A 20,156-nucleotide genomic window follows, 5' to 3' on the forward strand; every position below is an offset into this window, starting at 1 on the left:
GGGTCAGTCCCCGGGCGCTGATCCACCGACCACTGATGCATACCGAGCGACGGTTCCAGAGGGACTTATACTGTCGGGAGCGCCCGGATCCCGACCGGACGGTGCTCGCACCGTCCCACAAGACCTAATCGGACGGGTGCGGAAGGGCGAATATGAGCGGGACGCAGGGGAAACGCCCGTGGCTCGCGGCGCTGCTCGGGACGCTCGCGACTGGGCTCGGCCACTTCTACCTCCGTCGGTGGGGACGTGGGCTGGGGTGGTTCGCCCTCGCGGTACTCGTCTCGCTGTTTTTCGTGCCCGCGGACGCCGCACAGACGCTCCTCGACGGCGGCGGTGACCCCGCGACGCTACTGCCAGTGTTCGCCATCGGCGTCGCCAGCGTCGCCGACGCGTACCTGCTCGCGCGTCGCGGTCGGACCCACGCGGAGGGGTCCGCCGGACCGACGGCAGAGTCCGGGCCGCGTCGAGAGCCACAGGAGGGCCAATCGAGCGGAGCCGAACGGTCGGCCGGCCGTGATGAGTCGTCGGCGTCGACCGATCCCGTGGAATCCGCAGGCTCGACCGACGGAGGGACCTGTCCGAGCTGCGGAAAGGAACTGGATCCCGACCTCGACTTCTGTCCGTGGTGCACGGCTCGATTGGAGTGACGTCGGATAGACCGGTGGGGTGAGGACGGCTCGGGGCGACCCACAGCCACCCGACCGACGGTCGGGGCGCACGACCGCCGAGACGTCAGTCCTCTGTCGGATAGCCGCTGAACTCGTCGACCGGCATCACGGAGTAATCGACGCTGAGGGTGTCTTTCGTCGCGCGGATCTTCCCGACGAACGTCGAGATGTCCGCCAGTTCACCCTCGAGGACGAAGAGTTCCATACAGCGGTGTTCGCCGACGTGGCTGTGGAAGTTCGAGGCGACGAGCGATTCGTACTCGTGGCGGAGGCTCATCATTCGCTCTTCGACGTTCGTGGTCTCGTAGTCGAAGACGACGGTCACCACGGCCATCAACTCGCGATCTTCGAGCCGCTTGTCCTCGAACTCTCCGAGCAGGTTCCGCGAGGCCTCGCGGACGACCTCGCTCCGCCCGGTGTAGCCGTGTTCCTCGGCGAACGTATCGATACGTTCGACCAACGCTTCCGGCATCGAGACGCTGACAACGGTCATATATTAACTCGGTCCGAGAGAGATATTAATTTGTGGGGATCGCGGCTCGCGACCCGCGATCTAGGCGTCGATGCCGACAACTCGAAAGGCCGTGTACGGGACGAGGTACCCGAAACTGTATCCGAGAAAGTGCAAGAAGACGTTGAGGATGCTCCCACCGGACGGTGAGGGCTGTGGAAACCCGATCACGACCAAGAGGACGAACAGCAGACCACCGAATCCGACGAGCGGGGAGACCGCATCTGCCAGTCGCCGCTCGTATTCGCGGACGCGTGCGAACGCCACAGACAACAGCACCACGGACGCGGTCCCGCTGAGGAGTCCGGCGGCGACGAACTCGACGCGCTGTGCGGGGACTGCTGGGATCACTCCAGGGGCGAGGCGAAGCACGACGGTCGCGGCACCGGCGAAGAACGCGACCGGGAGGAGATCGTTCCCGACCTCAGGCGAGTCCGGTCGTTCGAGTTCGAATCGAGTCACGATGACGTGCGGCAGGTACCCCACGAACGCGAGGTTGATTCCCGAAAAACCCAGGCCGATCCGAGGACGGGGAAACAGTACGTTCAGCGCCGAGAAGACGAACGGGAAGACAGCGAGGATCGTGAACGCGACCAGATAGAACTCTTGTCGCCGATCGTTCCGAACGCTCACCACGGCGACGAACGGGACAACCAAGAGAAAGACGACGAGGTTCGTCAGCAGGTGAGAGAGATCGAGGTGGACGAAGTGGGCGGTGTAGGCCGTCACAACGGTGGGTTCGAGATACGAGAGCGTGAACGACCGTCTGACCACCTCCGGGAGCAGGAACACCCCGATCAGGACGAGCGGGACCGCAGCGATGAACGCGATGTCGTACGGACGGAGACGTTGCTTGACGACCGGGTCCGTGTCTGTCGACGAGACGTCCTTGGGCGTCTTGTCGTCGACGGGCTGTGTGGAGGAATCGGTGTCTCGATTCTGATAGCGACTCATACTTAGTGTGGTGAGCCTGGCGGTGATCGATCCGACGATACCGCGGTTCTCGGCTCGAATTCTCCGTTAAGGGGACCGAGGCAGTTGGCGGGTATGTAGCTTCTGTCGTGGGTATCATATTAGATAACGAATGGTGGTTCCCCACCCGTGAGTGATGCAGGCTCACCCGACGAATCGACTGCGTCGCCACGGTCGGTGAGGTCGGAACTGTCATCGACGCAGCCGAATCGATCGGCTCGAGACGATCACTGAGCCCGATCGTCGGACGCAGTCACCGCCGTCTGGGAGTCACCCGTACGTCGACCGCATCGTCTCCGCTAAGACACCGTCGCGACGGAACACGACGTAGACGACGAGGAACGGTTCGTCGGCCGGGCGCAGGACGAACACCGCACGCGGCTGTTCGGACTCCGGCGGGACCGACTCGCCCTCGTCGGCGCGCCGGAGCAGCGGCTCTAGCGGTCGCATCCCGTTGCGGAACTCCTCGAAGAGGTCCTGAGCGCCGGACTGTTTCGCGAACACGTACAGTCCGCCGTTGGGCTCGCCGTCGGTGTTCTTCGTCACGCGGCCGTTCATCGGGGCGTTGTCGCCCTCGGCGACCATCCAGGTCTCTTTGGCCGCCTCGAAGAGCCCCGTCACGCCGTCGTAGAACTCGAAGACCGTCTCGGCGACGACGTCGACGGCGGCGAACTGCGGGTCGCCGTCGGTCCACTCGAGCGTGGCGTCGACGAGCATCCCCCGTCGAAGCGCGTCGACGTCGTCTGCGATATCAGCGGTGGCCGTGGCGTCAGCGGCGTCCGTGAGGGAGCCAGTGTCGACGTACGTGGGTTCGAAGGCGTCCAGCGGGTGGTCGCCGTCGTCGTCGACAGAGATCAAGAGCAGTTCGTCCGGGTCACGCGGCCGACCGAGGACACGGTAGCGGCCGTCTGTGGTCATATCCATTGGAGATCACCGAGAGATGCCGCCGGCGTCGTCATCGATCACGGCCGCGACCTCTGCCGGCGTGACGACGGCCACGTCGCCCTCGACAGTGCGCTTCAGGGCGGCCGTCGCGGCCGCATACGCGAGCGCGTCGTCGACCGAGCCGGCGTCGGGGCCGAACCGCTTTGCGAGGTAGCCGCCGACGAACGCGTCGCCGGTGCCGATCGGGTCGTACGTGTCGGCCTCGTAGACCGATTGCTCGAACACCTCGCTGTCGTGGACGGCCACCGAGCCGGCCTCACCGCGCGTGAGGACGACCGTCTCGAAGTCGAAGTCCGAGAGCAGGCCGTTTGCCACCTCGACCGGGTCGCCCTCGCGCCCGAGACAGGCCGTCACGTCGCGCTCGGCAGCGAACAGCACGTCGACGTGGGGAAACAGCGATTCGTAGGCCTCGCCCGCCTCCTCGGGCGTCCACAACTTCGATCGGTAGTTCAGGTCGAACGCGGTCGTCACGCCGGCCTTCGTCGACGCGCCGAGTACCGCCGCTGTCGTTTCCGCGAGCGTCGGCGAGAGCGCCGGCGTGATCCCGCTCGTGTAGAAGACCGAGGCGTCTTCGAGCGCGCTCGTCGGCAGTTCGTCGGGCGTCGCGGTCGTCACCGACGCCCCGGTGCGATCGTAGATCACGTCACTCCCGCGGGGCTCCCCGCCGCGTTCGAGGTAGTAGGTCCCGAGCCGGGCCTCCGGCCGCCGGTCCCACGCGACTGCCACGTCGACGCCGTGGGCGCGGAGTTCGGAGGCGACGCGGCGGCCGAGCGGCGAATCCGGGAGTTTCGAGAGCCACGCGGTGTCACAGCCGAGCCGCGCGGCCGCCACGGCGACGTTGCTCTCCGCACCGCCTGCGTGTGCGTCGAGCTCGCGCGCCCGTTCCAGGCGCTCACCCTGGGGTGGCGAGAGTCGCAGCATCGTCTCGCCGAACGTCACGATGTCGGACATACCCGGCCGTTCGCCCAGGGAGTACATAAGACCGGTTGTCGGGCCCGGCGCCGACCACCCCGCTCAGTCAGGCGTCTCGTCCGCCGCGCCCGCCGCCTCGAAGAGTTCCGGATACGCGACGCTGTCGGCGACGGGGGAGTCGCTCAGATCCGTGCCGAAGAGTTCGCCGACCGATCGGTCGGGAGCTGTGTAGTACTCGTCGAGCGGCCCGAACACGCTGCTGTTCTCGAGGCGGATTCCCTCGAACGTCACGACGGCGTCGATCGAGAGTGCGCCGTGTTCTTCGAGAGTCGAGACGCTCTCGAATCTGTCGAGCGTCGTGGAGAGCGGTGGGACCGCGTCGAGTTGCAACGCTGGATCGTCCAGCCGCTCGAAGGTCGCCTCCGAGATCGAGAGCGCGAGGGTGCTGGACGGCGTCACCGCAGTCTCGTGTGGCGTCCGATCCTGGATCGGTTCTTCGAGCCGATCGAGCATCGCGTGAGCGCCCTCGGCGACCGCGCGCTGGTCGAGGACGCCGGCATCGGTCACATCGCTCACGGTCTCGAGCTGTTCGAGCAGGTCCGGGTCGATCCAGTCGGGGTTCTCGAGTGGGAGCTGTCGGTACGGGCCGTCGGTCCCCGCGGTGAGTTTCTCCCGGAGCGCCTCGCGTCGCTCTTCGAGCTCTTGTCGCTGCGAGCGGCGGTGCTCGAGCGTCTCACGGACCTCGCGTCGGCGCTCGTCGAGTGCCTCCAGCGCGTCACGGAGTGCAGTTTCGGCGTCGCGCCGTTCGTCTGCGGCCTCGTCGTGGACCCGTCGCAACTGCACGTACTCGTCCCGGAGGGTCGCGAGTTCCGACCGCCGCGTGGCGGCCTGCTCGCGCTCGGATTCGAGGGTCCGACGGCGACCCAGGCGGATCGGCAGGAGTTCGTCTGTGGTGCGGGCGAGCAGCGACTCGCGCTGTCGCAAGAGCGGGGCGAGCGTCCGGTCCCACCGGTCGACCGGGTCGGCGTCCTCGCGGAGTGCATCGCCGACGTCGTCGGTGAGTTCGTGGGTCAGTCGATCGATGCGGTCCGGGAACGGGTGTTCCTCGAGCGCCGATTCGAGTCGCGCGTGGACCTCTTGGGCCACGAGAAGGGTCGCGATCGCGTTCGGATCCGGATTCACATCGGCGTCGTGAGCCAGATCGGCGTGCGGAAACTCGCCGAACGCGTCGCGGACCTCGGCCACGGCGGAGTCGAACGTCAGCGATGCGTCGGGGCGCGAGAGCCCTTCGGCCCGGTCGCTGGCGACGTCGAGTGCTCGCCGGGGGACGAACAACTCGTCGACATCGCCGCTCGTGCCGCGGTTGCGCAGGCGATCCACCGCGCGGGAGGCCGCATCGAGCGATGCCGCCGCCGCGTCGTGGGCATCGATCTGTTCGTCGAGCGCGTCGATCTCCGCACGCGTGTCGACGTACGCTGAGATGGCTTCGAGCGGGACCTCGATGCCGTCAGCATCGACCGAGAACAGCGTGGCCCCGACCGCCCCCTTGCGTGCGGGGCCGACGTCGAGGAGGTCCGGCTCCCGCGCCGACCTGACGATGAGCTCGGCCGCGCGCCGGTTCACCGCGGCCCGCGCGTCGGGATCGGCTCTCGCCTCCGGGGGCATCGGCAGGAGGCCGTACGCGTGGACGGGACTCTGTGTGAGAGTGAGGGTGGCCGTACCGAGCGAAGGGGTATCGGTATCCACGGGCAGGTCGATCGGGTAGTGATCGTCCGCAAAGCCGAGCAAAACGCGGAGTTCGCGGAGCGCGGTGTAGGTGTTGTACACGACCCGCTTGTCGGCTGACGGCACGAGGGCCTCACCGAATCCAGTGAGCAGATCGACCGACCCGAGCCCGAACAGCCAGGTGTCCGACGGCGCGTGTTCGTCGAGCAGCGCCAGGATGAGCGGAACGGCACCGGACCCGGTCCCACCGCCGAGTGAGCTCAGCACCCACACGTGATGGGGGGCCGGTCCGTCGGGGGCCTCCGGTCGATCGGTCTCGGGGTCGTCACGGTCGAACACGGCAGACAGCGCGGCGTAGACCGCGCCGAAGTTCGCGTCGCTGTCGAGGTAGTACCGGCCGATCGCACGCTGACGAGCCGCTCCACCGTTCGCGGGGAGCCGGTCGGTGTCGGAGAGGTACCCGCGGGTGTCGATATCCATCTGGAACGTCCGATTCGGCGGGTCCAGTCCGATGGTCTCGGCGCGGTCGGGTGCCAGAGCGTTGAGGTCCTCTGCTCGGGAGTCGATTGCGACGTACTCGAACGCTGGATCCGGATCGGTCCGGTCGACGGCCGCTGTGACAGCGTTCAGCATTCGACACCCCGCTTCGCCAATACCGAGGACGGTCACTGTCGCCGGACGCGGCGGCGACAGTGGGGCTCCACCGTTTGGCATACGTTGTCGTCAGAGAGACGGTAAATAAACGTACGGCTCCGGAACAGCGATGGTTCGGTGAACTCCCCCGAGCGGTGGATTCGAGTGCGGTCAGGTCGGCGGTTGCCGAAATCACGAGAAGGAAACCCACGGTATATATCCGGGTACGGCGTACCGTCCCGGAGATGACCGACACCACCTACGAACTCGTCGTCTTCGACGGGGACGAGACCCTCATCGACGGCGACATCATCAGCGCACTCGCCGGGCACGCCGGCGTCGCTGCGGAGGTCGAAGCCGTGAAAGCGGACGTCTGGGAGAGCGGCGCCGATCCGATGAAAGCGCTCGCAGAGCGCATCTTCCCGCACTTCGAGGGCGTTTCGACGGAGGCGCTGGATCGGCTCGTGCGGTCGCTCCAGTTCGCGCCGGGTGCCGAGACGGTGGCGCGAAACGTCACGTGTCAGACGGCAATCTTCACGGCGCTGTCGCCGCTCGCGAGTCACGTCGCGGACGAACTCGCCCTCGACTGGGAGCGGGCGAACACGCCGGTCGCCACGGACGGCGTGCTCACGGGTGAACTCCGCGGAGAGATCGTCGACCGCGGGAAAGGCCCCGTGCTCGACGCCCTGGTGGCCGATCTCGGCATCGACCACGACCAGGTCATCGCCATCGGTGATGGCCCGCACGACGAACCGCTCTTCACCCGCGCCGGCTTTTCGATCGGTCTCGACCCGAAGCCGTCGGTTCGGGAGGTCCCCGACGTCGTCATCGACGAACGGGACTTCTTCCGCACCGTTCCGTATCTGCACGAACGGGGGGTACTCGACGCCACGGTCCGTGGTGAACGGTCCGCCGAGTGTTGACGGTGCCGCGAACCGGCGTCGAGCGACTGTCGTCCCGGACCGACGGCTGGGGCGAGAGCAGGTGTGACCGACCGGACGAGACCGCTCGTCCACCGATGAACGAACGCGACCCGGCGAGCGAGGTCCCCGCGGAACGGTTATAGCTGATCGAGAATCCGATCGGCGGCACTCGCGGACGTGTCTACCTCGGTCCGACGCTCCTCCTCGTCGTTCCACGCCGTCTCGGGACGACTCTGGAGGATGTAGAACTGCTTCTCATCGCCCGTTTCCTCGATCGCCCACTCGATGTCCTGGGGCCGATCGTAGTGCTGTTCGATGGCCTTCGCGAGGTCGGTCAGTTTGATGATCTCGTCGGCGGTCAGCGAGGGAACGTCCCGTTTGTCGTCCTCGACGGAGACCTCCTCCGTCCCAGCGTCTGTCGGGACCGTCATGATGTCTTTCTTCTGGACGTTGCGATCGACGATCTTGTAGACTGGCTTGTCGACGAGGAAGCTATCCGGAGTGACCGAGCCGCTCACGACGGCCTCGCCGAGTCCCCAGTTGGACTCGATGCGGACCTTCGATCGGTCGCCGTTCGAGGGGTTCAGCGTGAACATCACGCCGGAGGTCCGCGCGTCGACCATCTTTTGGATGCCGACGCTGATGAGCACCTCGTCGTGCTCGAAGTCGTGCTCCTCGCGGTACGTGATCGCCCGCGCGGTGAACAGACTGGCCATACACGCTTTCGTCCGCTGTTTCACCGACTCGAAGTCGCTGACGTTGAGATAGGTGTCCTGCTGGCCGGCGAAACTGGCGTCGGGCAGATCCTCAGCCGTCGCCGACGAGCGGACCGCGACCTGTAAATCCGTCGTGCCGGCTTCAGATCGGAGTTGCTCCCAGGCGGATCGCAGTTCGGCCGAGAGGAATTCCGGGAACTCGGCGCGCTCGATGTGTTCGCGGATGTCTTCGCTGGCTGCGGCGACGTCGTTGTCGTCGTCGATGTCGACCGTCGAGAGTCGCTCTGTGATGTACTCGGTGAGCGACTGTGTTTCGAGAAACGCCTCGTAGAAGTCGGTCGTGACGGCGAACCCCGGCGGGACCTCGACCTCCTCGCCGGCCTCCATCAGTTCGCCCAGGGAGGCGTTCTTGCCGCCCACGAGGTCGACGCTATCTTTCGTGCAATCCGGCGACGCGAAGTGAAGTGTGTACGTTGGCTCGGTCATTGTATGGTCTCTATTGACAATGTGTTACTTAGCGATTACTCCGCTCGTTCCAGAATCTCGACCTCGCCGGTTTCCCCGTCGAGGCGGACGATGTCGCCGGTCTCGATGATCGAGGTCGCGTGTCCGGTGCCGGTCACCGCCGGGAGACCGTACTCGCGGCACACGATCGCCGCGTGACTCGTGATTCCGCCGTCGTCCGTCACCGCGCCCTTCGCTCGCGGGAAGACCGGGGCCCACGCGGGGTTCGTCAGTGGGGCGACGAGGATCTCGCCCTCCTGCAGTTTGTCGATGTCGCTGGAATCCTTGACGATGCGGGCCGGGCCTTCGACCTGTCCGGATGAGGACCCGAACCCGTCGAGGTTCGTCTCGTCGCCGCTGTCGGACTCGATGTCCAGCCAGTTTTCGACCTTTTCGGTCGTGATGCCCCACAGCATCTGCATCAGCGGGTCGGTGACTTCTTCGGGCGGTTCGCCCAGTGCGGGCGAGGGGTCCCACGCTTTGGCAGCCTCGAAGATCTGTCGGCGCTCCGCGGCGCGGTCCTGCCAGCGCTCGGAGACGAACGCGCCCTTCCCGAGCGCCCACGTCTCACACGCCTCTTCGAGCAACTCCGCCACCTCGAATCGGTTAAAGAGGAAGATGTCCTCCTCGTCGGCCAACAGCCCGTGGTTGACCAGCAGTTCGCCGAACTCTCGCATCTTGCGGAAGACGATGGTGTGCAGCCAGTTCTCGATCCAGAACTGGTGGTTCTCGGCGTACTCATAGACGGCCATACAGGTCTCGTAGGCCGCATCGAACTCCTCGCGCTCCTCGGGGCTCAGATACTGCCGGTACTCGTCGACCACCTCGTCGCGCTCGGCCTGCAGTGCCGCGAAGTCCCGGCCGAGTTCCTCGCCGGCTTGCAGCCGGTCGACCTTCGACTCGAGGTGATCGAACGGGGCCTGGAGGTCCTCGATCCACGAGCCCTTGTAACTGTGGAACCCGTCGCCGTACGTCATATAGAACCAGGGATCTTTGACCTCGTCGAACCGCTCCATAAATTCGGTTCCCGCGTCGGTCGCTCGAAGCCGGGCGATCTTCTCGTCCGGCGATCCCTCGGACGTCAGCACGTCGGTGACGTCCGACCCGAGTTCCACGGCGAACTCGGCCAGTTCGTTCAGTTCCTGGTCGGGGCGGAAGACGTCGGCTTCCACGGCGGAGACCATCTTCCCGATCGCGTCGTCGGAGATGTCGGGGAACAGCTCGCGGCTGAGCTCGGTGAACTGCATATACGCCAGGTAGGCGAGATACAGGAACTCGAAGTGACGTTGCCACCCTTCGAGGGCGAGTTCGGTCAGCCGGTTGTAGTTTCGGACCACCTCGAGCGTCGATTGGCTCTGGCCTTTGCCCTGCGTGATCACGTCGTCGGGGACGTACTCCGGAAGGGCCGACGGGACGTCGAGGTCGTCGATCTCGCGGCCGATCTCTTTGACCGCGGGCAGCCAGACGCCGTTGTACAGGGCGTCGTAGTTCTCGTAGTAGTACTCGCTCCGCTCTTTGAAGAGCTTCCCGCGCTCTTCGAGCAGTTCCTCGTCTTCGACGTTGATACCGGTGAAGTACGCGTACCCGGCGACGACGCGGATGTCGACGGACATCGACGGCGGTATCGCGAAGACGCGGCTGGTGTTCTGCGCCATCGCGATCTGCCACGCCTGCGCGCTGATCGTCATATCCCACGGCAGCAGCGGCTCGGTCGTGTCTTTCTTGTCCCAGAACCAGAACCGATCTCGCTCGTACTCCGTTCGGTCGTCGGTGAGTTCGAACCGGAAGTACTCGGGGTACATCTCCTCCCAGCCGTCCAGTTCCGCGGGGAGGTCTAGTTCGCCCGCGTGGGGGAAGCGCGTCCGCGCTTCGTCTGTCGTGTGGCCCGTTGGTTTCTGCGCACTCTGGTCAGATCCCATGCGAATAGTCACCGCGACACAGCTATTTATAACTAACGAAGGTTAGAGTAGTATTGTAACCTAATACCCGACTGAGAGAAACTATTGTATTCTATATCTCGGATGATATGGATATAAATTCCGGATAAGGGAGTAGTTTGATTACACCGTAATTACAACGGGGTGCTATGCGAGTCGGACTCATCAGCGACGTTCACGCAAACCGTCCCGCCCTCGACGCCGTCCTCGAAGCGATGCCCGACGTCGACGCGCTCGTCCACGCGGGCGACGTCGTCGGCTACGGCCCGTTTCCCAGCGACGTCATCGAACGTTTCCGAGACGAGGGGATCGTCTCGATCCAGGGGAATCACGACCGCGCGGTCCTCGGAACGTTTCACGACAACTTCCATCGGATCCCGAAGACGGCTGCCCAGTGGACGACAGAACGGCTGACCGACGACGAACTCGCGTATCTGGACGCGCTCCCGGTCGAGCGCGAACTGGCTGGTGGCCGTCTCAAGGTCGTCCACGGCGCTCCCGGAAACCCCAACACCTACACCTATCCCGAGGACTTCTCGGCGGACTTGCTCGGCGAGGAGTCGGTGTTGGCGGTCGGTCACACGCATCTCCAGGCGAAAGCCAGCTTCGACGCGGGCACCGTCGTCAATCCCGGCAGCGTCGGTCTCCCGCGGGACGGCGACTGGCGGGCAGCCTACGCGGTGGTCGACCTCGATGCGGGGACCGTCGACCTGCGGCGGGTCGAGTACCCCCGCAAAGAGACCCAGGAAGCCCTCGCGGCGAACGACCTCCCGGAGGTCCTGATCGACGGCCTCGAACACGGCGAGTTGGTGTTCGGGCGGGCGAAACGGTCGGTGGACGATTCGGTCGAGTAGGCGCTCCATCGCGTTACCGGTGCTGTGTTCCCGTCGTCGAGGGTGCTGTGTTCCCGCCGTCGAGCCGTCTAGAACGGGTAGTCCCGCGGCTGGTGCTGGATCGAGGTCCACTTCGTCTCGGTGAGTTCGTCGATGATCCACTCGCCGTTGTACCGGCCCATTCCGGAGGCTTTCATCCCGCCGAAGGGCACGTGCGGTTCGTTGTTGATCGGCTGGTCGTTGATGTGGACCATCCCGGCGTCGATCCGGTCGGCGACGTCGCGGGCCCGCTGGACTCGCCCGGCGTGGACCGACGCCGCGAGGCCGTACTCGGTGTCGTTGGCGAGTTCGACCGCCTCGTCGTCGCTCCCGAACGGCACCACCGGTGCGACCGGGCCGAAGTGCTCGTTGCAGGCGGCGGCCATCTCGTTCGACATCCCCGAGAGCACCGTCGGTTCGACGAAGAGGCCGTCGGCGTCGCCGCCGAGTTCGAGCGTCGCGCCCGCTTCGAGGGACTGCTCGACGTACGACAGCATCGAGTCCCGCTCTGCCGCGTTGATGATCGGGCCGACGACGGTCTCCGCATCGAGCGGATCGCCGACGGGCAGTTCCGCGGCGCGATCGGTGAGCCGGGAGACGTACTCGTCGTAGATCGACTCGTGGACGAGGTGGCGGTTGATCGAGATGCAGATCTGTCCCTGATGCATAAACGAGCCGAAGATCCCCGCGTCGACCGCCCGGTCGACGTCCGCGTCGTCGAGGACGACGTGGGGGTTGTTGCCGCCGAGTTCCATCGCGGGGAACGCGAGCGCCTCGGCCGCGTTGCGAGCGACGCGCTGTCCCACCGACGTCGACCCGGTGAACGCCACCGCCGAGAGTTCGGGATGGGAGGCGACCCGATCGCCGATCTCCGATCCGTGGCCCGTCACGACGTTCAGGACGCCGTCGGGGAGTCCCGCCTCCTCGAACAGTTTGGCGATGAGGAGGCCGCCGGTGATCGGCGTCTCCGTGGCGGGCTTGAGCACGACGCTGTTTCCGAGAGCGATGGCGGGAGCGACCGCCCGAAGCGACAGCTGAAACGGGAAGTTCCACGGCGAGATCACGCCGACGACTCCGACGGGCTCCCGTTTGACGATGTTCTCCTTCCCGGCCACCTTCGATTGGCTGTGGCTGCCCGTCATCCGGAACGGATACGTGGCGACGTCGTGCATCATCTCGCCGGTCGAGGTGAACTCCCGCGACGCCTTCGGGCGGGCGCTCCCCGACTCGATCGCCAACAGTTCCGTCAGCGCCGCGTGGTGTTCTTCGATGCGGTGCTGGACCGCCCGGATGATCTCGCCGCGCTCCTGGGGCAGCACCTCCTGCCACGTCTCCTGGGCACGGGCGGCCGCCTCGTAGGCCGCGTCGACGTCCTCGGTGGTGCCGGCCGGCACCTCGGCGACGACGTCCCGGGTCGCCGGGTTCTCGACGGGGATCGATTCTCGGCCCCCCGACCGCCACTCGCCGTCGATGTACACGCTGTTCCAGTCTGCCGTGATCGAAAAATCGCTCGGATGGGTCTGTGTCATACTCTCAGTCTCGTTCGGTGGTTGCTCGGTCGATGCCTCCGGAATCGAATCCCGTCACGGACGGTCAGTGCGCGTGCCCTCCGGGGCCGTGTGGGGTTTCGAGGAACTCCGAGAAGATGCTCGTGTCCTGAGCGGCCAGCGCTGCGAGGCCCTCCGCGTCGACCCGAATACTGAACTGCTTCTTCGGCGCCTCGACGATGAGGCGGTCCCCGGCGGGTGACTCGATGCTCCGGACGACGATGTCGGCGTACTCGTTGCTGAGCGTGAACTCGCAGTCGACGTCGTCGTCGGCGTCGGACTCCGACCGCTCGGCGAGCGCGTAGTCCCGTCCGAGGAATTCGGAGAACACGTCCAGATCCTGCCAGGAGAGGCTCTCCAGCCCCAGCGCGTCGGCGCGGAGGACGTCGTCGTCGGTCCGGAGTTCCAGCCGTTCGCCCTTCGGGGTCCGGATCCGTCTGACGGTGACTGCCGCGTCCTCGCTTCGGACCTCGGTTTCCTCGTCGATCTCGATGTAGTGGGCTGACTCCGTCGGGTCGGTCATAGGAAGATGGAGATGTTGTCGGTGTCGAGGACGGTCTGGTCTAACCGGATCTCCCGGTCGGCGATCTCGAACGACTCGTCGGTCTGTCGGAGCGTGTCGATGCGTCGTGCCGAGTAGAACGTGTGTGCCTCGCTGTCTCCACGGCTCAGGTACACGAGGAGGTTGCTCTCGACGTGCAGTTCCCCGTCGTCGAGGGAGTCGTCGTCCTCGCTGACGCTGACGTTCGTCACGTGCCGGCGCGTCCGCGTCGGCGGCCGCTCCGCCCACGCGTACTCCGAGTCGAACCGCTCGACTCGGGCCTTCAGCGACCCGTAGTCCTCGTTGAAGTAGTACCCCTGTTCACTGAACGCGCTGGCCTGGTTCTCCCGCATCAGCCGGCGGGGCATCCGGTAACTGATGTCGTCGGCGATGTGGTCGAACCACTCGTGGAGTTCCCGGTTGTCAAGCAGTTCGGCTTCGTAATAGAGGAACTGTTCGACCGACCGTTCGACGAGCAGCGACTCGATGTCCGCCTGGTGGTCAGTCAACATCAGCGGTCCTCCGTGACGTTGATGGGCGAACCGGTCGCGTCGGTTCGGTCGTTGCCGGCGAGCATCTCGTACCACTGTTCGTGGAACAGGCGCATCCCGCCCTCTTCGAGGTTCTCCGTGTACGCGAAGCCCGGCCCGAGCCACTCGTCGTCGATGTCCATCTCGCTCATCCACTCGAGGCCCATCTGGTAGTTCAGTTGGAGGTTCTGACTCTGAGCGAACTGGCCGTCGGCGGCCTCGGTGATGCTCTTCCAGATCGGGACGTCGTCCTGCTCGAAGTTCCCGGTCGGCCCGAAGTTCGAGGTGTACATCTTGTACATCCGCTGTTTGAACGCCTCGGGCGCGTTCTTCGGGGCCAGCCCCCAACTCCACAGTTCCATCTGGTCGGGACCGATCGGCCGCCACTTCCTGATCGTGAAGAAGGGCGCGACGTCCTTCTCGGGGTCGTCGGTGGTGTCGCCGAAGTGAAGGAACCCGAAGTTCGGGAAGATCGCACCCGTGAACGACAGCGCCTGTTTGGCCAGTTCCCACTGCCCCTCCGAGAGGTCGTCTTTGGTGAAGAGGTCCTCGACAATCTCGTCGGGATACGTGAGGAACACGTCTTCGCCCTCGAAGCCGCGCATACTCGTCGTGTGTCCGTCACAGTGGATGTGCCGATCGAGGCTCTCGCCGGTCCCGGCGTGCCCGACCGTCTCCTCACCGCCGAGTTCCAGATCGACGACCGAGCCGTGGGCCCAGGCAGTGTGGTAACTGTCGCCGTTGAAGTTGTCGGCGATGGTTTTCCAGTTCGCGTCGACGACCCACCGGTGGGGTTCGCCGATGACCTCCATCCCGCCCTCGGGGAGTTTCATGTGCACGTCGAAGTACCACTTGAAGTCCCCGAGCCACTCGTCGAGGGACGGACCCTCCTCGGCCAACGAGGCGAACACGAGGCCCTCGTAGGTCTCGAGGCGGGGGACGTGCGCGAGTCCGTACTCCTCTCGGTCGAGATCTTTGAACGCTTTCGACTTCTGTGGGATGCCCGCCGCCTCGCCGTTGTTCTTGTACGTCCAGCCGTGGTACGGACAGCGGAAGTGGGAGGTGTTCCCCTGCTCTGCCCGACAGACTTCGGTGCCGCGGTGGCGACAGCTGTCGAACAGGAGGTTGATCTCGCCGCTCTCGTCGCGGACGAAGATGAACGTGTCGTCGCCAATGTAGCGCTGAGCGTAATCGCCCGGCTCTGGGATCTCGGACTCGTGCCCGATGAAGACCCACGACTGGGCGAAGATCCGCTCCATCTCGAGGTCGTGAAGCCCCTCGTCGTGGAAGAACTCGAGCGGAAATAGCCCTTCGTCGAGTGACTCACGGGCCGCCTGCAGCGTCTGTGCTGTCGAATTGGGGATGTCACCTGCTGCCATATTTACATCCCACAGTCAGTGTGCATATACTTAAATATTCGGAATATAGGAGTTATTGTAATTTCTCAATCGCTATTTCGGTATAATTGTATTGTACTGGACCAAAGATATATTACGAACTCCGTCGAACACGATGCCGAATGAGTTCACAACCGAGGCTCCGGGCTGTCCCGTCGTCGCAGCGTCGCCTCGCTGTCACGCACCGCGCGGAATATGTCCCCGGTGATCAGGATGCGTGAGATTACGGCCGCAGTGACGAGGGAACCGAACGAGTACGCCGTCGAGTCTGTCTCGCTCGCGGATCCCGAACCGGGTGAGGTGCTCGTCGACGTCCGCGCGACCGGCGTCTGCCACACTGATTATCACGCCTACACGAGCGAAGACACGTCGTTCCCGGTGGTCCTCGGCCACGAGGGGGCCGGGGTCGTCGAAGCGGTCGGTGACGGCGTGTCGACAGTCTCTCCCGGCGACCGCGTCGTGCTCTGGGTGTTGCCGTCGTGTGGCGACTGCGAGTTCTGCCGGCGCGGCGACCCGTACCTCTGTCAGGCGCGCCGGGAGGTCCGCGGCCGGATGATGGACGGGACGCGGCGCCTCAGCCAGGAGGGTGAACCGATCAACCACTTCTACGCACAGTCGTCGTTCGCGAGTATGGCCGTCGTCCCCGAGCGGCAGGTCGTGCCGATCCCCGACGCGGTCCCCTTCGAGATCGGCGCACTGCTGGGGTGCGGCGTCACGACCGGGCTCGGGGCCGTCACGAACATCGCCGGGGTCGGAAGCGGCGAGACGGTCGCCGTGTTCGGCTGTGGGGGCGTCGGCGCGGGCGCAGTGCTCGCCGCGGGCGCCGTCAGTTCGGGCGCGATCGTCGCGGTCGACCTCGATCCCGAGACGCTCGCGACGATGGAGACGATCGGGGCCACACACACGGTGAACGCGACCGAGGCCGACCCCGTCGAGACGATCAGGGAGCGCACCGGCGGTGTCGACTACGCCTTCGAGTGTATCGGCCGACCGCAGACGGTCCGGCAGGCGATCGACGTGTTACGACCGGGCGGGACGGCGGCAATCACGGGAACGAGCAGTACCCCGCCGGCGGAGATCGACCTCGGCCGCTTCACGAAGGGGATCTCCGTCGTCGGAAACATCGTCGGATTCACCCGGCCACGGGTCGATATCCCGCGGTACGCGACGATGTACCTGAACGACGATCTAGCTCTCGATGCGGTCCTCACGGGGCGGTACGAGCTTCCGGAGCTGGGCGAGGCGTTCGCCGCGCTTGACGCGGGAACCGGGATCCGCAGCGTAGTTCAGTTCCCCGAGGGCGCATAGCTGGCGCCGCCCGCTCGCGCCGCGTTCGCGTCCTCTGTCGAGCGGTCCTCTCGCAGTGTTTTTTACTATTGCCCGAATAGAGGCGAGGAAACTATGTCTGACGATCTGCTCACCGAAATCGACGCCCGCGACCTCATCCTTCTGCAGGCCCGGATCTCGAACCCCACGGCGTCGAGTCGGGAACTCAGCGAGATTCTCGACGAGGAGTACGACATCTCGCTGTCGCACAACCACGTGAACACGCTCCTCCGGGAGATGGAGAGCGAGGGGCTCTTCCGCAAGACCGTCGTGCCGCGGCGAACGCTGTTCAAGCACTACGTGTTCCGGATCGCCTTCCACTATCCGAACTTCGAGGATCACTGGGAGGACTGCTACGAGGCGCTGGTCGACGACCCGCACGTACTGATGTTCTTCAACGCCGACGACAAGTACCGCTGGCAACTCATCACCCAGTTCCGCAGTACCGACCAGATGGACAAGTGGGTGACTGACTTCTTCGAGGCGCACGGTGCGGTGATCGACGAGTTCGAGACGACTTCCGTCCACAACCTACACAAGTTCAGTACGGACGCGGCGATCTTCGACGATCTCATCTCGGAAACCGAAGCGGGTCAACAGTACCTGGACAAGCGCGACGAGGAGTGAGATCGACCACGGCGAGGACGCACGGTCGCAATCGGGGCCGCCGCGTGCGCCGAGTGGCCAGCCGTCAGTGCCCGGGGTAATCCCGCTCGAAGCGGTCTTCGATCTCTGCGGCGTCGATCCGTATCACCACTGGACGGCCGTGCGGACAGGCGTAGGGGTTCTCACAGTCGTCCAGCGCGTCGAGGAGTTCGATCACCGACCCTTCGGTGAGGGAGGTGTTGCCCGTCACCGAGGGGTAGCACGCCAAGTCTGCGAGCAGGTCCGCGACGACGGCCTCGACGGTTTCGGCCCCGTCGGTCCCCTCACTGACGAACGCCGTGAGCGCGTCGCGGAGGAGTTCCGGATCGAGTGTCGCCGCGAACACCGCCGGGACGGCCGCGACCTCGACCGTCCGGTCGTCGGTCCGCTCGGCCCGGAACCCCAGTTCGGCCAGCGCGTCGCGGTAGTCGTCGAAGGACGCGGCCTCCCGAGCGGTGAGTTCGAGCGTGACCGGGTCGGCGAGCGCCTGGCTCGCGACCTCGCCGGAGAACGCGGCCTGGAGTCGCTCGTAGTGCACCCGCTCGTCGGCCGCGTGCTGATCGATCAGCACCATCCCGTCGTCGGCCTCGGCGACGACGTAGGTGTCGTGCAACTGCCCGAGGACGCGCATCGACGGGAGCGAGTCGAACGCCGGTTCGAGCGTCGCCGCGTCACCGCCCAGGTCGTGTTGGACGGTCGGCCCGACGAACCCCGTCGGGCGTGACTCCCGGTCGGCCGTGCGGTCGGAACCGGACTCTGCCGAGGCTGAAGTGTCGGACCCCGCCGGGGGGGTAGTGTCGGCGTCCGGTCGGGTGGTCGGCTCCCCGTCTCGCGGGGTATCTGCGAATCCCGAAGCGTCGTCTTCGCTCTCCGAGACGGACCACGCGGCCTCGTCGGCGGGATCGACCGGGTGGGCCCGCGACTCGTCCGCGTCAGCGTCGGTGCCACTGGCGTCGACGTCGAACGCAGGATCGGGGTCGGTGTCGGTGGGAGCGGATTCGGCAGTGGGGCCAGCGGCTTCGTCGTCGGGGTCCGCCGCCGAGGCCGGGGCGTCCGCAGCGTTCGCCTCGTCGGTGTCGTCGGCGGCCGTTTCTGCAGCAGCGTCGCGGGCCCCGAACGCGTCGGCGGGAGCGTCACTCCCGACGTCGGTATCGGTCGCGGGACGCTCGGCCGATCCGTCAGCCGAGTCGGACTCCGGTTGGGGGCTGTGTCCTGCGCCGCCGCGGACCGCCGACTCCGGCGACTCGGGGGCGATTTCGGTCTCTTCGGGTGCCGAGCGACCACGGGGCGCGGTCGAACGGATCAACCCCGCTTCGAGGAGCGCATCACGGACGGCGGCGGTGACTGACTCGCGCACGCCAGACTCGTCGTCGAACCGGACTTCCATCTTCCGCGGGTGAACGTTCACGTCGACGGCGTCCGGCGACAGATCGACGAAGAGCACCGCGAAGGGATAGCGGTCGGCCGCCAACTGGCCGCCATACGCCTCCAGGACGGCCTCTCGGAGGACGCCGGCGGTGACGTACCGATCGTTGACGAACGTCGAGAGGTACTCACGGGTGCTGCGGGTCGTCTCGGGGTGACTGACCAGTCCCGTGACGCGCTCGAGCGGCCCCGAGTCGGGTTCGTGTGCGACCTCGATCATCGACTCGGCGACCTCGCGGCCGTACACCGACAAGACCGCCGACCGGAGGTCGCCGCGGCCCTCGGTCGCGAAGAGTTCCCGGTCGTCGTGTTCTATCGAGATGGCGACGTCGGGGTTCGCCAGCGCGTAGTGGGTGACGACAGTGTTGACGTGGTCGAACTCCGTAGCGGTCGTCTTCAGGAACTTCCGACGGGCGGGAGTGTTATAAAAGAGGTCCGTCACCTCGACGACGGTTCCCTCCGGGCAGCCGGCGGGGGCGACCTCGGTCACCTCGCCGCCCTCGACGCGGAGTTCCGTCCCCGCGTCGCCGCCGCGGGGCTTCGTTCGGATCGTCAGCCGCGAGACCGCGCCGATGGTGTGCAGCGCTTCGCCGCGGAATCCCAGCGTGCCGACACCGGCCTCGAGGTCCTCGATGTCGTCGATCTTGCTCGTGGTGTGCTCTTCGACCGCGCGTTCGACGCTCGCTCTGCGCATACCGACGCCGTCGTCGCGGACGCGGATGCCCTCCGTCCCGCCGGCGTCGACCGCGACGGAGATCCGGGAGGCGTCGGCGTCGAGGCTGTTTTCGAGGAGTTCCTTGACGACCGATGCCGGCCGTTCGACGACCTCGCCGGCCGCGATCTGTCGCACCGTTCGATCGTCGAGTTCGCGGATCGTCGGCGTCCGCGGTTCGTCGGTGTCGGCGTCGGTATCGACGTCGGTACCGGAGTCTTGGTCGCTTGCGTCGTCCGTCGCGCCCGCGTCGGTAGCGGCCTCGGTATCGCTCGGGTCGTCACTCATTCCTCGTGGACCTCCGTCGCGATGGAGACGGCCTCCTGCTGGACGTCGCTCAGTCGGTCTTTCGCCGTCTCGGGGAGCAGCCACGCGTGGTCGGTGTGCTCGTCGCTGAGCGTGACCGGGTCGTCGACGTCGACATCGAGGCTGGCGGGGACCACGCACCGGTAGTAGACCGCAAACCGCCCGCGGTCGGTGTCGTTCCGCCACGACGCCGCGTGGATCGGGCGGTCCACGTGGACGTCGAGTCCCGTCTCCTCGACGATCTCGCGGTGGACGCCCGCGGGGGCGTCTTCGTACGGTTCGAGGCGGCCGCCGGGGAGTTCCCAGCCGCCGTCGGTGCTGCGGCGGACTATCAGGATGGTTTCGGTCTCGGCGAACAGGACGCCGCGCTGACTGATCGTCGCCTCCAGGTGGGCCTCGGTCACGTCCG

At 66.0% G+C, this 20,156-nt stretch carries 18 protein-coding genes; 5 read left to right on the forward strand and 13 right to left on the reverse strand.

The window, feature by feature from the left end:
• Positions 1-152: 152 nt before the first annotated feature.
• Positions 153-647: a DUF7575 domain-containing protein gene (locus tag BLU74_RS02470; protein ID WP_089764770.1), complete on the forward strand. Its 495-nt coding sequence runs from the start codon at positions 153-155 to the stop codon at positions 645-647.
• 85 nt (positions 648-732) lie between these two features.
• On the opposite strand, the gene BLU74_RS02475 is transcribed toward BLU74_RS02470, so the two are convergent.
• From BLU74_RS02475 to BLU74_RS02495, 5 genes are all read right to left on the reverse strand, one after another.
• Entirely contained in the window at positions 733-1,161 is a 429-nt protein-coding gene (locus BLU74_RS02475; protein WP_089764772.1) for a CopG family ribbon-helix-helix protein, read from the reverse strand.
• A gap of 60 nt (positions 1,162-1,221) precedes the next feature.
• Entirely contained in the window at positions 1,222-2,133 is a 912-nt protein-coding gene (locus tag BLU74_RS02480; protein WP_089764774.1) for a hypothetical protein, read from the reverse strand.
• A 288-nt stretch (positions 2,134-2,421) separates the two neighbouring features.
• Entirely contained in the window at positions 2,422-3,075 is a 654-nt protein-coding gene (locus BLU74_RS02485) for a DUF6663 family protein (protein ID WP_089764777.1), read from the reverse strand.
• 6 nt (positions 3,076-3,081) lie between these two features.
• A complete protein-coding gene (gene kdgK1 / locus BLU74_RS02490) occupies positions 3,082-4,047 on the reverse strand; it encodes a bifunctional 2-dehydro-3-deoxygluconokinase/2-dehydro-3-deoxygalactonokinase (RefSeq protein WP_089765255.1) in 966 nt (321 codons plus the stop codon).
• A 63-nt stretch (positions 4,048-4,110) separates the two neighbouring features.
• Positions 4,111-6,447, reverse strand: coding sequence for a tubulin-like doman-containing protein (locus BLU74_RS02495; RefSeq protein WP_089764779.1), 2,337 nt, complete (start codon positions 6,445-6,447; stop codon positions 4,111-4,113).
• Positions 6,448-6,611: 164 nt separating this feature from the next.
• On the opposite strand from BLU74_RS02495, the gene BLU74_RS02500 reads away from it, so the two are divergent.
• A complete protein-coding gene (locus tag BLU74_RS02500; protein WP_089764781.1) occupies positions 6,612-7,289 on the forward strand; it encodes a haloacid dehalogenase-like hydrolase in 678 nt (225 codons plus the stop codon).
• 137 nt (positions 7,290-7,426) lie between these two features.
• Here BLU74_RS02500 and BLU74_RS02505 read toward each other — a convergent pair whose 3' ends face one another.
• Together BLU74_RS02505 and BLU74_RS02510 are read right to left on the reverse strand one after the other, a co-directional pair.
• A complete protein-coding gene (locus BLU74_RS02505) occupies positions 7,427-8,491 on the reverse strand; it encodes a PEP/pyruvate-binding domain-containing protein (RefSeq protein WP_089764783.1) in 1,065 nt (354 codons plus the stop codon).
• 35 nt (positions 8,492-8,526) lie between these two features.
• Positions 8,527-10,428, reverse strand: a complete 1,902-nt coding sequence (locus tag BLU74_RS02510) for a PEP-utilizing enzyme (RefSeq protein ID WP_089764785.1) — start codon at positions 10,426-10,428, stop codon at positions 8,527-8,529.
• 167 nt (positions 10,429-10,595) lie between these two features.
• On the opposite strand from BLU74_RS02510, the gene BLU74_RS02515 reads away from it, so the two are divergent.
• Positions 10,596-11,300 carry a metallophosphoesterase family protein gene (locus BLU74_RS02515; protein WP_089764787.1) on the forward strand — a complete coding sequence of 235 codons (705 nt, stop codon included), beginning with the start codon at positions 10,596-10,598 and terminating at the stop codon, positions 11,298-11,300.
• Between the two features lie 68 nt (positions 11,301-11,368).
• On the opposite strand, the gene BLU74_RS02520 is transcribed toward BLU74_RS02515, so the two are convergent.
• The 4 genes from BLU74_RS02520 to BLU74_RS02535 form a co-directional block, all read right to left on the reverse strand.
• A complete protein-coding gene (locus tag BLU74_RS02520) occupies positions 11,369-12,847 on the reverse strand; it encodes an aldehyde dehydrogenase family protein (protein WP_089764789.1) in 1,479 nt (492 codons plus the stop codon).
• Positions 12,848-12,911: 64 nt separating this feature from the next.
• Positions 12,912-13,388 (reverse strand): hypothetical protein, encoded by a 477-nt coding sequence (locus BLU74_RS02525; protein WP_089764791.1) that lies wholly within the window; start codon positions 13,386-13,388, stop codon positions 12,912-12,914.
• Positions 13,385-13,918, reverse strand: coding sequence for an aromatic-ring-hydroxylating dioxygenase subunit beta (locus BLU74_RS02530; protein ID WP_089764794.1), 534 nt, complete (start codon positions 13,916-13,918; stop codon positions 13,385-13,387). The genes BLU74_RS02525 and BLU74_RS02530 overlap by 4 nt, the downstream gene beginning before the upstream one ends.
• Positions 13,918-15,315, reverse strand: coding sequence for an aromatic ring-hydroxylating oxygenase subunit alpha (locus BLU74_RS02535; protein ID WP_089764796.1), 1,398 nt, complete (start codon positions 15,313-15,315; stop codon positions 13,918-13,920). Before BLU74_RS02535 ends, BLU74_RS02530 begins: the two co-directional genes overlap by 1 nt.
• A 231-nt stretch (positions 15,316-15,546) precedes the next feature.
• Between BLU74_RS02535 and BLU74_RS02540 the strand changes: the two genes are divergently transcribed.
• Together BLU74_RS02540 and BLU74_RS02545 are read left to right on the forward strand one after the other, a co-directional pair.
• Positions 15,547-16,641 carry an alcohol dehydrogenase catalytic domain-containing protein gene (locus BLU74_RS02540; protein ID WP_089764799.1) on the forward strand — a complete coding sequence of 365 codons (1,095 nt, stop codon included), beginning with the start codon at positions 15,547-15,549 and terminating at the stop codon, positions 16,639-16,641.
• Between the two features lie 93 nt (positions 16,642-16,734).
• The gene (locus tag BLU74_RS02545; protein ID WP_089764801.1) at positions 16,735-17,286 is read left to right on the forward strand and encodes a hypothetical protein; all 552 of its coding nucleotides are present in this window, start codon (positions 16,735-16,737) and stop codon (positions 17,284-17,286) included.
• A gap of 64 nt (positions 17,287-17,350) precedes the next feature.
• Here BLU74_RS02545 and mutL read toward each other — a convergent pair whose 3' ends face one another.
• Positions 17,351-19,729, reverse strand: coding sequence for a DNA mismatch repair endonuclease MutL (gene mutL / locus BLU74_RS02550; RefSeq protein ID WP_089764803.1), 2,379 nt, complete (start codon positions 19,727-19,729; stop codon positions 17,351-17,353).
• Positions 19,726-20,151 carry an NUDIX hydrolase gene (locus BLU74_RS02555; protein ID WP_089764805.1) on the reverse strand — a complete coding sequence of 142 codons (426 nt, stop codon included), beginning with the start codon at positions 20,149-20,151 and terminating at the stop codon, positions 19,726-19,728. The genes mutL and BLU74_RS02555 overlap by 4 nt, the downstream gene beginning before the upstream one ends.
• Between the last annotated feature and the right edge of the window lie 5 nt (positions 20,152-20,156).

The sequence above is a fragment of the Halobellus clavatus genome, assembly GCF_900107195.1.
In the GTDB taxonomy this organism is placed as follows: Archaea; Halobacteriota; Halobacteria; order Halobacteriales; family Haloferacaceae; genus Haloquadratum; species Haloquadratum clavatum.